This window comes from Burkholderia sp. MSMB617WGS (assembly GCF_001532025.2).
Taxonomy (GTDB): Bacteria; Pseudomonadota; Gammaproteobacteria; order Burkholderiales; family Burkholderiaceae; genus Burkholderia; species Burkholderia savannae.
The window spans coordinates 2,700,160-2,713,484 of record NZ_CP013458.1 but is presented as its reverse complement, the minus strand read 5'-3'; the positions used below and the strand labels follow the sequence as shown (position 1 = coordinate 2,713,484).

8 protein-coding genes are annotated in these 13,325 nt (G+C 71.4%); 2 read left to right on the top strand and 6 right to left on the bottom strand.

The genetic code is table 11. The features are described 5' to 3' along the window. Window positions 1–575: 575 nt before the first annotated feature. The 6 genes from WT60_RS32835 to WT60_RS34225 all read right to left on the bottom strand — a co-directional run bounded on the left by WT60_RS32835 (window position 576) and on the right by WT60_RS34225 (window position 10,230). Window positions 576–2,654 carry a SulP family inorganic anion transporter gene (locus tag WT60_RS32835; protein WP_236860901.1) on the bottom strand — a complete coding sequence of 693 codons (2,079 nt, stop codon included), beginning with the start codon at window positions 2,652–2,654 and terminating at the stop codon, window positions 576–578. After that, complete coding sequence (locus WT60_RS32825) at window positions 2,651–3,682, bottom strand: nitroreductase family protein (RefSeq protein WP_060355913.1); 1,032 nt, start codon at window positions 3,680–3,682, stop codon at window positions 2,651–2,653. The genes WT60_RS32835 and WT60_RS32825 overlap by 4 nt, the downstream gene beginning before the upstream one ends. A gap of 952 nt (window positions 3,683–4,634) precedes the next feature. After that, window positions 4,635–6,434 (bottom strand): bifunctional aminoglycoside phosphotransferase/ATP-binding protein, encoded by a 1,800-nt coding sequence (locus tag WT60_RS32810; RefSeq protein ID WP_060355912.1) that lies wholly within the window; start codon window positions 6,432–6,434, stop codon window positions 4,635–4,637. 65 nt (window positions 6,435–6,499) lie between these two features. Then, window positions 6,500–8,341, bottom strand: coding sequence for a ribonucleotide reductase-like protein (locus WT60_RS32805; protein WP_059642750.1), 1,842 nt, complete (start codon window positions 8,339–8,341; stop codon window positions 6,500–6,502). A 54-nt stretch (window positions 8,342–8,395) separates the two neighbouring features. After that, a complete protein-coding gene (gene phaZ / locus WT60_RS32800; protein ID WP_059669734.1) occupies window positions 8,396–9,631 on the bottom strand; it encodes a polyhydroxyalkanoate depolymerase in 1,236 nt (411 codons plus the stop codon). Between the two features lie 248 nt (window positions 9,632–9,879). Further along, window positions 9,880–10,230 carry a hypothetical protein gene (locus WT60_RS34225; protein ID WP_145986939.1) on the bottom strand — a complete coding sequence of 117 codons (351 nt, stop codon included), beginning with the start codon at window positions 10,228–10,230 and terminating at the stop codon, window positions 9,880–9,882. A gap of 283 nt (window positions 10,231–10,513) precedes the next feature. On the opposite strand from WT60_RS34225, the gene WT60_RS32790 reads away from it, so the two are divergent. Together WT60_RS32790 and WT60_RS32785 are read left to right on the top strand one after the other, a co-directional pair. Next, window positions 10,514–10,909, top strand: a complete 396-nt coding sequence (locus WT60_RS32790) for a TraR/DksA C4-type zinc finger protein (protein WP_038755290.1) — start codon at window positions 10,514–10,516, stop codon at window positions 10,907–10,909. A 60-nt stretch (window positions 10,910–10,969) separates the two neighbouring features. Next, window positions 10,970–13,243, top strand: a complete 2,274-nt coding sequence (locus tag WT60_RS32785) for an FAD-dependent oxidoreductase (RefSeq protein ID WP_060355910.1) — start codon at window positions 10,970–10,972, stop codon at window positions 13,241–13,243. Window positions 13,244–13,325 lie beyond the last annotated feature (82 nt).

Below are 13,325 nucleotides of genomic sequence, written 5' to 3'. Positions count from 1 at the left end.
TCGGTTTCGCGCTGCGTTCGCGCAACCGGTTCCATGTCCGCGGATTGCGGGCGATTCGCCGGAGATCGATGCGTGCCGTGTCGCGCGGTCGTGGTCGTATGTCCCGTCGCACCCTGCGCGGACGCCGTGCGCGGCGCGATCGCGCGCGCCGCCTTCACGCGATCGTTTCGTGCTCGCGGATGACGGAGGCATGTCTGCAATCGATCTCATCTGTTTCGCGCGATCGCCGCCGAGCGCCGCCGCCGGGCTTCGTTGCGGTGCTGCGGTCTTGCGAACGATGCACGATGCGTTGCCGCGGGCCGCATGCGAGCAACCGGTTTCATCCACGCGGAGCGAGGGGCGGCGCCCCGCCCGACGCGGCCTGAATCAGGCAATCGCCGTCACGCCTTCGCGGCGCGCCGAAATCGGCGCGGCGGCCGCACTGCCGTCGCGAGCCGCATGCGCGCCATGCGATCCGGGTGGTGTTCGACGAGCGAAACAACGCGGTTTCGACCGATTCCGCCGCGCGCGATCGCAGGCATGCGTGCGCAACGCAACGCAACGCGCCGCGCCTGCGCCGCACGCTCGGCGAAATTTCATCGCCGCGCCCGCCGCGCGGCCGCCACGTCCTTGCGCACCTGCGCGAAGCGCGCAACCGCGTCCGTCACAGTCGGAAAGAAGTGATCCGCGCCGATCTTGTCGAAGAGCCCGTACGTGCGCAGCCGGTCCTTGACCGGCCCTTTCATCTCCGCGATGTACAGCGTGATGCGGCGCGCGGCGAGCTCGTCGCGCAGCGTCGCGAGCATGTCGGCGGCGGTGACGTCGACGTCGGTGATCGGCTCGGCCGCAATCACGACGCAGCGCACCGGCGCATCGGCATCGGCGATCGCGTCGCGCACGTGGTCGCGAAAGATCGTCGCGTTCGCATGAAACAGCGGCGCGTCCCAGCGGAACGCGACGAGACCGGGCGTGAGAGCCGCGTCCGGATGGCGCGACACGTCGTGAAAGCCGTGCATGCCTTCGACGCGGCCGAGCACCGCGTCGTACGGATGCCACGCGCGCCAGACGAACGACAGCAGCGAGAGCCCGACCGCGAGCAGGATGCCCGGCACCACGCCGAGCAGCACGACGCCCGCGAAGCACAGCAGCGACACCGCGCACTCGCCGCGCCGCACGCGGTAGAGCCGGACGATCGCGCGCACGTCGACGAGGCCGCTCGCCGAATAGACGACGACCGCCGACAGCGCCGCGAGCGGCACGCGGGCGAGCAGCAGCGGCGCGACGAGCAGCAGCGCGATGCAGCCGGCCGCGACGACGCTCGTCAGCTGCGTGCGCGCGCCGGCCGCGAGCGCGACGGGCGTGCGCGACGAACTGCTGCTGACCGCGCAGCCGCGCAGCGCGCCGGCGAGCAGGTTCGCCGCGCCGAGCGCGATCAGCTCCTGATTGCGGTCGGTCTCGCGGCCGTCGTCGGCGGCGAACACGCGCGACAGCACGCTGATGTCGGCAACGGACACCAGCGCGATCGCGAGCGCGCCGGCGACGAGCCGGCTCGCATCGGCGAGCGCGATCGACGGCAGGCCGGGCGGCGGCATGACGCCGGCAAGCGAGCCGACGAGGGCGACATGCGCGTTCGCGACATGCGCGTTTGCGACGTGCGCGTTCGCGACATGCAGATCCGGCGCGGCCCCGAGCCACGCGGCGGCCACTGACGCGGCGGCGACCGCGATCAGAATGCCGGGCCACGCGGGCGCGACGCGCCGCAGCAACACGATGGCGGCAAGACAGCCGCCGCCGAGCGCGAGCGATGCGATATCGATCCGGCTTTGCGCGACGGTGCCCGCGATGCTCGCCGCTTCGTCGACGAACGTGCCGCCGCAAGGCGCGGCGCCGAGCAGGCTCGGGAGCTGGCTCGCGATCAGCGTCAGCGCGAGCCCGTTCAGATAGCCGTATTGAATCGGCTTGGACAGCAGATCGGTGACGAAGCCGAGCTTCAGCAGCCCGGCGAGCACGCAGAAGCCGCCCGACATCAGCGCGAGCGCGGCCGACAGCGCGACCGCGTGCGCGGGATCGCCGTGCGCGAGCGGCGCGACCGCGCCGGCGATCAGCGCGGCGAGCGCGGAATCGGGGCCGAGCACGAGAATCCGGCTCGGCCCGAAGATCGCGTAGCCGACGAGCGCGGCGATCGTCGCATACAGGCCGGAGACGACGGGCAGGCCGGCCGCCTGCGCGTAGCTCATGCCGACCGGCACGAGGACGGCGGTCAGCGCGACGCCCGCGAACAGATCGCGCGCGAGCCACGCGCGCCGGTAAGTGCGCAGCGTCGCGACGCCGGGCAGCCAGCGGCGCCATGATTCGGTGCCGCCGCCGCGGTTGTCACTGCCACTGCCACCGCTACCGCCACCGCCACCGCCACCGCCACCGCCACCGCCACCGCCATTACGGCGGCTATCGTCGCGACTTCCGCCACTTCCGTTACCGCCGCTGCTGCCACCGCTGTCGCCGCCGCCACTAGGATCGCTATCGCCGCGACTTCCGCCGCTTCCTCTATCGCCGCGGCCACCACGGCTTCCGCCGCTTCCGCCGCTTCCGCCGCTTCCGCCGCTTCCGCCGCTTCCGCCGCTTCCGCCGCGCCGCGCGGCGTCCCGTCCGCGCGCGGCGCGTTCCCGCTCGATCAAGACACGACGTCCGTCAGCGGACGCCGTGGCGCGTGCGCGACGACCGGGCCGCGTCCGACGCGCAGCAGCAACTGCGGATGCGCGTCGACGTGCAGCAGCGGCCGCAGCCGCTCGCGCAGCGTGTCGATTTCGATCGGCTGATTCAGATACGACGCGGTGAGCCCCGCGGCCGTCGCGACGAGCAGCACGCGCTCGAGCGCCTGGCCGGTCGCGACCCAGGCGTCGCGATCGTCGCTCGCCGTCGAGATGCCGACGATGAGCGGCGAGCCGTCGACGAGCTTGTGATGCATCGCCGCCATGCCGCCGCCGAGATCGAACGTGCGGACCACCGACGCGACGACGGGCGTCGCGAAGTCGAGCAGCGTGGGCACGCCGGCCGCGAACGCCGGCATCCCGTCGTCGCGGCGGCGCGGATGCACCCAGTTCGCGAGCTCGCGGCGAAAGCGCGGATCGGCGAACTGCAGGCGGTCGGCGTCGGCGATCATCTCGGCGATCTCGTCGCGCGCGCCGGGCGCGTCCACGCACGCGATCTCCGCGCCTTCGGCCTCGCCGGCGTCGACGAGCGCGCGCTGGACCTCGCACGACACCGCCTCGCTCGCGAACGGCGCGCGGGTCGTCACGCGCTCGACGATCGCGTCGAACAGCGGCACGAGACTTTCGTCGTGGTAGCCGTGGGGATCGAGCCGCACGAGCGCGATCACGTCCGGGTCCGACGTCGACGGGAACATGTCGATCGAGTAAGCGAACCCGAAGCGGCTCAACGCGACGCGCAGATTGAAGAGCGCCGCGCCGCAGCTGATGAGCAGCTCGCGATCGTACGGATCGACGACGGACAGCGCGCGCAGCCGGTCCGCGCACAGCATCACCGACGCGTCGCCGAGGATGAAGCGCCACGGCTGCGTGTTGTGGCTCGACGGCGCGAGGATCGCGTAGCGGATCGCGAGGCGCAGCTGGTCCTCGACGCTCGCCAACGGATCGAACGGGGGGATGTCGTCGTGCGTCGTCGTCTGGAGCGGGGATGTTTCCATGTTGCAGGTCTCCTGTCGGGAAGCGCGGGGCCGCGCGCGGGCGGGTACGACGCGCCGGAATTCGAGGGCGGGGCGGATCGCGTAGGACCGATTTCAGTCTATGGAGCGGCCGTCCGGCGGAGCTTGACCCAGATCAACGGGGGATGGGCGGCGGGTGGAGCGCGCACTCGGTCGTAGGGCTGGCGGACGCATGTCTTTCTGCCCGAATGGACGCCCGTTGTAACCGGAGCAAAGGTGCGTGCGTTTCTCATCGAGACCGATCTGTTTTAATTGAAGTGGTAAATATGGAAAGCACGCCTGCAATGCTTCATATGCGATTGAGGGATTCAATCGAACTTTGACGGGAAGTCAGGTATTTCGGGGGCGTGGATTTGAATTGTGTGACGGTGAATGAATTGCTTTGATGGATGGTAAATTGAATTCAAATCGATCCCGGAAGGCGAAATTGGTGACGGGCCCGCCGTTGTTCTTGTTATGGCGATTGCCGGGTTGGTGATTGCCATGATGTACGCGAAAGTCTGCGACGGAGGCGATGGAGTTTTCCCCGATACGACGCGACAGGAGATTAAATAAAAAATCGCGAGGTACGCGTATCGAAATAACAAGAATCCAAGAATTGACTTCGATGAAGATTTTTTATATCCGAGCGATGTCGCGCAATGGAAGGTTCCATATAGGGTGCGACGGGCACCGGCACGTTATCGAGATGACCTGCAAAGGCTGGGTCGTGGATAACGTCGGCCCGCATGGCTGAGCTGTTGGGCGAGCGCTCGCGTCGCACCAGAGCCAGTCGGCGGGATGCGCTGTATCGCTGCGGCGCGCTTCGTCAGATCGTACGATCCGGTACGACGTATTGCCGGTATGAAATGGGCGGCCGCGGCAGCGCAATTGATCAGACCCAGGCGGTTCATCCGACAGTGGCGAGCGTTTCCGGCGCGGGGCCTTTTCGGCATCAACTCGTCGTCGCGGCATCAAGTGAGGCCGTATCGAGCGCGTCGAGCACCGGCCGCCAATATTCGGCCGACCGGATTGCTTGCAGCGGCACGTCGGTATCGAAGCCGATCGTGTGTGCGCGTTCGTCGGCGTCGAGCGGATCGGCGCTCGCGAGCTGCGTCGCGAGCACGGCCGCGCCCGCGTCCGAACGGTCGTTTTGCGCGGCGGCGCGCGCGTCGACGCGCCGTTCGAGACACGCGCGGCTCGCGCGGAAATCGAGAATGAAGACGGGCACGCCCATTTCGCGTGCGAGCGCGACGAAGCGCGCGCGGCGCGCCTGCGAGAGAAACGTCGCGTCGACGAGCGCCGTGTAGCCGGCGCGCAGCACGTCGCGCGCGAGCGCGCGCAGGCGCTCGTATTGCGCATCGATCTGTTGCGGCGTGTACGCGGCGGCGGGCAGCGGCCGCGCGTCGACCGCCGCGAACGGTCGCGCGCGCTTGCGCTCGCTGTCGCTCGACAGCCGGATCGCGCCGCATACGTCGGCGAGCGCGCGGCTCGCCACCGATTTGCCCGAGCCCGAATAGCCGTGGCACAGCAGCAGGCACGGGCGGCGCGCGCGGGCCTCGCTCGCGGCGACGTCGACGTACCTGCGCGCGCGCTCGATGTGCGCGGCGCGCGCCGCGGCGTCGCCGCCGCCGCGCATCGTCGCGACGAGCGCGCGCACGAGCGCCCGGTACGCGACGTACAGCGGCAGCGCGGCGAGGCCCGCGAAATCGCCCGTCTCGTCGAGCCAGCGGTTCAGCAGCCGGTGCGCGAGATCGGCGCGACCGTGCGCGTGCAGATCCATCAGCAGAAACGACAGGTCGTTGATCACGTCGATCCAGCGCAGCGCGTCGTCGAAATCGATGCAATCGAACATCAGCGCGTCGCGGCCGTGCTTCACGACGTTGTCGAGATGCAGGTCGCCGTGGCACGCGCGGACATAGCCGCTCGCGCGGCGTGCGTCGAGATGCGCGGCGAGCTCGTCGCAGCGGCGCACGCACCACGCGCGCAGCGGCGCGGGCAGCGCCGTGCCGAGTGCGCGCTCGAGCGGCGCGAACACGTCCGCGATCTGCCTGCGCAGCTCGCGCGCGCCGCCGTACTCGCGCCGCGGAACGTCGCGCGGCGCGTGCAGATGGTATGCGGCGATGCGCGTCGCGGCGGCGTCGATGTCCGCCGCGCCGAGCTCGCCGCGCGCGAGCAATCGGGAAAACAGCATCCGTTCGTCGAAGCGGCGCATCTTGACGACATGATCGACGGCGACGCCCGCGTCGAACAGGCGAAGGCCGCGCGCGCGGCGCACGATCGGGCCGGCCGCGAGATATATGGGCGCGGCGAGCGGGCGGTTCAGCGCGAGCTCGGCTTCGCACGCGCGGCGGCGCGCGGCCAGATCGCCGAAGTTCGCGAAGCCGAAGTCGAACGGCTTCAGGCGCTTGTACGCGAAGCGTCCGACAAGGTAGACGACGGAGATGTGCGTTTCGATGCGCGCGATGCGGCCGGCCGGATGCGGGTATGTCGACGTGCGGCGCAGCGTCGCGTCGATGTCGCGCGACAGGCGGCGGGCCGCACGCTCGCGCACGGCCCGCCGCTGCGGGCCGTTGCCGCGCATGGCGGCTGCGCGCGCGCGGCGCGGCATGTCGGCGGATTGCGCGAGCTTCGGTCGGCGCGCACGGCGCATCTCGTCACCTCCGGGGTTCGTGATCACGCGGGACGGGACGCAGCCGGCCGCGCGGTCGACGTGCCATGGAGACCGCCGCGCCGCGATTGCGCCCGTTGTCATTCGACCCGATTGCGGCGAGCGCCGGCTTGACGTGGGTCAAGCGCTCGCGCGCGCCGCCCGTGGCCTCAGACGCCGCTGCCTTCACCGCCCGCCCCCGCCCCCGCGTCGCGCGCGAGATCCGTGCGCCGTATCGCGACGCTCTTCAGCTTCGCGCGCCATGCGCCGAACAGCAGCGCATTGATCTCTTCGAGCGAGTAATGCTTCGCGAGCGTCAGCGTGCTCTCGACCCCCGCGTCGACATAAGGCTGCAGCGCCGCGCGCATCGCGAGGCGCTCGCTCGGCGCGACGTCCGCATCGGTCGCGAAATAGTCGGGCAGCGCGACGCGATCGCCGCGCAGCGACCGGAACAGCCGGTGCGCGTGGTTCTCCGCGCGCATCCCCGCCGCGCCCGCGCGCACCGCCCGGTGCTCGATCCACGCGTGCGCCGGCTCGACGCCCGGCGAGCAGTTGTCCCCGAACGCGAGGCTCACGCCGACGGCGGGCGCGAACGACGTCAGATGGCTGTTGCGCAGCCCGTCGCGCTCGATCGCGTGGCGAACCGCGTGCGGCAGCGGCGGCCCCGCGTGCAGCGCGTCGAGGTGCGCGTGCCGGTCGCACAGCGGATACGCGCCGCGCTCGGCGGCGAGCTCGGCCGACGCCGCATACGCATGATTGCGCAGATCGGACGCGATGTAGCGCGCCATCTCGCGCGCGGCCGGCGAGTCGTAGCGCAGCCGCATCATCGCGAGCATGTCCGCGAGCCCCGTCACGCCGACGCCGATCCGTCGCTTTTGATACGACTCGCGCGCATGCGCGGCGAGCGGCCAGCGCGTGACGTCGAGCGCGTTGTCGAGAAAGCGCGCCTGGACGCGCACCGCCGCGTCGAATGCGGCGAAATCGAAGCGCGGCTCGCCGCCGACGCCGAACGGATTGCGCACGAACCGCGACAGATCGATCGCGCCGAGCATGCTGCTGCCGTACGGCGGCAGCGGCTGCGCGCCGCACGGGCTCGTCGCGTCGATCCGCTCGCGGCCGCGCAGCGGGCCGGCGGCGTCGATCGCGTCGACGAACACGAGCCCGGGCCCCGCGCCGTCGCGCGCCGCCGCGACGATCTCGCGCCACAGATGTCGCGCGGGCACGGTCGCGTATGTCCATGCGCCGTCGGCGGCGGGCAGCGCGCCGCTCGGCGCGCCCTGCGGCGGCGCCGGATGCCGCAGCGTCCACGGCAGATCCTGCTCGACCGCCAGCATGAACGCATCGGTGGCGGCCACCGCGAGATCGAGCGTCGCCCGGCACGCGCGCTCCCGCTTGTGCTCCCGCTTCGCGGCGGCGAACGCGAGCAGGTCCGGATGATCGCAGCGCAGCACCGCGAGCTGCGCGCGGCGGCGTCCGTCGCGCTCGCCCGCCTGCGCGCCGATGCGGTCGAACCGGTCGAGCGCCGCGCACACGCCGGGCGACGTCGACCGGTCGGTTTCGGGCCGCGCGCTCGCGGGCGGGATCTCCGAGAAGTCGTAGCCGATGTCGCCGCCCATCGCGAGCGTGAGGCGCGCCTCGTCGATCGCCTGGTCGAGGTCCGGATGAAAGCGCGTGAGCGCGGCGGGCGCGCGGATCGGATGAACGAAGCAGCTCGCCATCGTCTGATCCTGCGCGGCGCCCGCGCGCGCCATGATGCTGCCCGCGCCGAGCGCGCCGGTCAGCAGGTTGCGGTAGAAGCGCCGCGCGGCGCCCGGGCGCGTCGCGACCGGCTCCGCGAGCGCGAGCGCGCGAGCGACCCGCGCGAACGCCTGGGAGCGCGAGTTCTCGCCCGGCAGCGCATAGCGGTCGGCGAATACGGCGTCGCAGATCGGTTGGTCGTCCATGACGCCGATCATGCGGACGAACGAATCCGTGTGGCGAGCGGCGCGCGTGCGTTTGTTGATCGTCCGCAAGCGGCGTGCGCACGGGCCGGGCCGGGCGGCCCGATGCGCGGCGCGATGCTCGATTCAATGCGCGGCGCGGCGCGCGTGGTCCGAGTCCGGCGTTTCGGCGCGCGTCCAGAACGCCTCCAGCGCCGGATAGATCGATCGCTGCCAGCGCGGGCCGAGGAAGAGATCGTAGTGATCGCAGTCCGGCTCGGTGATCCGCTCGCGCGCGGCGTCGGGCGGCGCGTCGCACAGCCGCTGCGCGGCGTGCGTCTGGCCGGCGCCGGAGATGTCGTCGCGGCCGCCTTCGATCGTGCAGAGCGCGGTGCGCGTGAGCCGCTCCGGCGCGACGCGGCGGCGGCCGATCGACCAGCGGCCCTCCGCGAGCAGGCATTCGTGAAAGATCACGCGGATCGTGTCGAGGAAATAGCGCTCCGTCATGTCGAGCACCGCGCCGTATTCGTTCATCTCGCGCAGGCAGCGCGCGGCGCCCGCGAAGTCGCCCGTCATCCACGCGGCCCAAAGGCGGCTTTCGAGCGACACGCGCCGCTGCGGGTGCGCGACGACGATCGCCGCGTGCTGAACGAAGCCGGGATAGACGCGCCGCCCCGCGCCCGCGTACGGCGGCGGCACGACGTCGATCGCCGCACGGCGGAACCAGTCGAGGTCGTGCTCGAGCGCGAAGCGATCGACGAGCGTCGGGCTCGTGCGCGTGTCGATCGGGCCGCCGAGCAGCGCGACGCTCGCGACGTGGACGCCGCGCGCGGCAAGCAGCGCGGCCGCCGCGAGCGCGGGCACCGTCGCCTGGCAGACCGCCATCACGTGCAGCCCGTTCGCGTTCGCGCCGGCGATGAAGCGTTCGAGCGTGAGCACGTAGTCGTCCAGGCCGAACGCGCCCGCCTCGGGCGGGACGTCGCGCGCGTTGCGCCAGTCGGTCACGTAGACGTCGCGCGTCGCGAGCAGCGTTTCGACGGTCTCGCGCAGCATCACCGCGTGGTGCCCGGCGAGGGGCGTGCACAGAAACACCGCGGGGCGCGCGGCGGCTGCGCCCTGGAGCCGGCGGGAAAACTTGCGCAGCGCGCAGAACGGTGTGTCGCCGACGATGCGCTCGTCGATCGGGACGACCGCGCCGCCGCTCGCGACCGCCGCGATCGCGAACGGCGGCGGCACCGGCACGGCGTCGGCCGCGCGCGCCATCGGGCCCCATGTCGGCCAGCCGGCCGGGCGCGAGTTGGTGTCCGCGCGCTGCGCGGCGCCCGCCCAGGGCTGGCATGCCCGGACGAATTCACGTTGCGCTTCAAGCCACGCGTAGAGCATCGAATCTCCTTACTGGCGGCGCGGGATCGGGCGCCGCGGCCGCGTCGCGCGCAGGCCGCGGGTGGCGGCATGCGCGCGACGGCGAGGGCGGCGCTTGCGGCGGGCGGGGCGCTTGCGGCGCCGAAGCGCCCGCTGTCGCGAGGCGACATCGGCGATGGCGGCCAAGCGCCGCGCGCCTGCCGCCGCGCGCCGGATTTGCTGCGCATCGGATGGGGAAAGAATAGGCCGGCGGGCGCCGCATGACCAGATTAAAAGCCGGGCTCGCGGGGTTTTTGACGATCGTCAAGCAGGCGGCGGATGACGTTCGCCGCGGCGCGCGGCGGCTGGCTGTGACGCGCCGTTGCGGCCTCGGCTCGGCGGAACGCGGCGGGGACCGGCGTCGCGCTTCGCCTCGCGTTCAGGCGGTCGCGGCGCTGCGAACGGCCGCGCGGCGATACGGCGCGGCGGCGCCGCCGCGCCGCGGACGGCAAGCGGCGGCGGGCTGCACCGCGCACATGCGGCGCGACACGTTGCGGCGGACGCGGCGCGGTGGCATCGTGGCGGGAACGCGCTGCGGTGCGGCGCGTAGCCGCCGCATCGGCGAGCGCCGATTGACTCAAGTCAACGCCGGCGGGGCGGCTCGGCATACGCTTGCGCAGCAATCGGCCGAAGGCCGCGCCGAGCCGCCGCGTCCGAAAAACGGAAACGGAAACGGATCGGCGTCCGGCGTTCCGGCGCGCCCGTTCGCCGGGCGCGGCGCATGCGGCGCGCGCGACAGGGGCGGCGCATGCGCCGCGAACCTGTCGCGCGCACGAAACACGCGCACGAGCGGCTAGCAACCAGCCCGCCTCGTCCGCCCGTCGGTGCGGACCCGATGCGGCAACGCAATACGCGGAGGATCGGATGGCAGCGTTCGACGAGCATCAACTCCAGGTTCTAAGCGATCTGCTGCATGCGTGCAGGCAGGTGCTCCAGGCCGACGTGCGCGCATGCGAGCGGCAGCGCGCCGACGAACCGTACGCGAACCTCGCGGGCACGGCGCCCGACGAAGGCGACGAGGCGAACGCGAATCTGTTCGTCGACGTCGACCATGCGCTGATCGGCATGAAACTCGCCGAGCTGCGCGCCGTCGACGCCGCGCTCGAGCGGCTCGCGCGGGGCGGCTACGGCTACTGCGCGGACTGCAGGCAGCCGATCGAATACGAGCGCCTGCTCGCGCGTCCGACCGCGTCGCGTTGCGCGCCGTGCCAGCACGCGCACGAGCGGCGGTTCGCGACGCTGCCGAGGTCGTCGCTGTGAGCGGCGGGGCCCGGCCGCCCGCCGCATTCGCCGCGCGCGTCTGCTCGACGGGAGGCGCCGATGCGTGAATTCGACTATCTGCTCGTCGGCGGCGGCATCGCGAGCGTCACCGCCGCGCGGTCGCTGCGCGGCGAGGACGCTTCGGCGAGTATCGCGATCCTGTGCGGCGAACCCGTGCTGCCGTATCAGCGCCCGCCGCTCAGCCAGGAATTCCTGATGGGCACCGCGCAGGCCGCGAGCATCGCGCTGCACGACGCGGCGTTCTACGCGTCGCAGCGCATCGACGTCGTGCTCGGCGCGAGCGCCGAGCATCTCGATCTCGCGAAGCGGGTCGTGCGTGCGTCGAACGGCGCGGCGTACCGCTATCGCAAGCTGCTGATCGCGACGGGCGCGAGCGCGAAGGTGCCCGCGCTGCCGGGCATCGAGCTCGACGGCGTGCACGTGCTGCACACGATCGCGCAGGCGCAGACGCTGAAGGACGCAGCCGCGCACGCGCGCCGCGCGACCGTGCTCGGCGGCGGCTTCCTCGGCGTCGAGATCGCCGCGACGCTGCAGGCGCTCGGCCTGCAGGTGACGCTCGTCGAGCATGCGCCGGAGCTGATGCCGCCGCTGCGCGCGCCGGCGCTCGCGCGCCATTTCGAGGCGCTGTGCACGGCGCGCGGCATCGACGTGCTGACGAGCCGCGAGGTGCGCCGCGTGCTCGGCGCGCAGCGCGTCGCGGCGGTCGAGACGAGCGACGGCGAGACGCGGCCGTGCGACCTGTTCGTCGCGGCGGTCGGCGTCGCGCCGAACTGCGGCTGGCTCGAAGGCAGCGGCCTCGCGCTCGGCAACGGGATCGAAGTCGACGCGTTCCTGCAGACGGCCGATCCGAACGTGTTCGCGGCGGGCGACGCCGCGCACTTCGACGATCCGATCTTCGGCGTGCGGCGGCGGATCGAGCATTGGGACAACGCGGTGCGGCAGGGCAAGATCGCGGCGCGCAACATGCTCGGCCACCGGCTGCCGTATCGCGACATATCGATCTTTTACGGCAGCGTGTTCGGGCTGTCGTACAACCTGGTCGGCTATCCGGTCGGCGCGACGGAGACGATAGAGCGCGGCGCGTTCGACGATCGCTCGTACGCGCTGCTCTATCTCGCCGACGACGTGCTGCGCGCCGCGTTCACGATCGACCGGCCGGCCGTGGAGATCGCCGCGCTGAGCGACGCGATCAGGCTGCACGTGAACGTCGCCGCGCAGCGGGCGACATTGAGCGATCCGAACTTTTCGCTCGACAAGCTGCCGGTGCAGACGATGCTGATCCTGCAGGGCGGCGGCGCGCTCGGCGCGTTCGAATGCGGCGCGATCAAGGCGCTCGAGCAGCACGGCGTGCGGCCCGACGTGATCTCCGCGGTGTCGATCGGCGCGTTCAACGGCGCGATCGTCGCGAGCCATCCGACGGGCGCGGCGAAGGCGCTCGAAGCGTTCTGGCGCGAGCTGTCGATCGCGCTGCCGTCGCCGTACGGCTCGCAGTGGCATGAGGCGTGGCTGTCCACTTACGTGCTGTGGTTCGGCGTGCCGAATTTCCTGAAGCCGCAATGGTCTCGGCTCGGCTTCGACCTCGACCGGCTGCGCGCGAAATGGACGAGCTTCTTCGACGCATCGCCGATCGAGAAGCTGATCACGCGCTACGTCGATTTCGATTCGCTCTGCGTGAGCCCGACGCGGCTGCTGATCAGCGCGGTCGACGTCGAGACGGGCGAGCCGCGCATCTTCGACAGCTACGTCGATCGCCTGAGCCCCGCGCATCTGCTCGCGAGCGGCAGCCTGCCGCCCGGGATGCCGTGGACCGTCGTCGACGGCCGGCCGTACTGGGACGGCGGCGTCGTCAGCAATTCGCCGCTCGATCTGGTGATCGAGCGATGCGGGCAGATCGGCGGGCGCGTATTCATCGTCGATCTGTTCTCGGGCACGAAGACGCTGCCGACGAACGTCGTCGAAGTGATGCTGCGCCGCGAGGAAATCGCCTACATGGACCGCGTGCGCAACGATCTGCGCTTCGAGGAATACGCGAGCGATTTCGGCGATCTCGTCGACGGCATCCTCGCGCACGTCGACGCGCAGAGCGCGAACGAGATCCGTCAGCAGCCGCTGTACATCCGGCTGATGGGCAACCGCGGGGCGCTCGACATTGCGCGGATCACGCTGAATCGGGACGGGCGGCTGTCGTTCATCGAGGACTACGATTTTTCGTCGGACGCGGTCGCGCAATTGCAGAAGCAGGGCTACGACGCGGCGCTCGTCGCGCTCGCGAACGGCCGCGCGAATCATCGGCGCAGGCGTCGCGGCACGTGACGCGCGACGTGTGACGTGTGACGTGTGACGTGTGACGTGTGACGTGTGACGTGTGACGTGTGACGTGTGACGTGTGACGTGT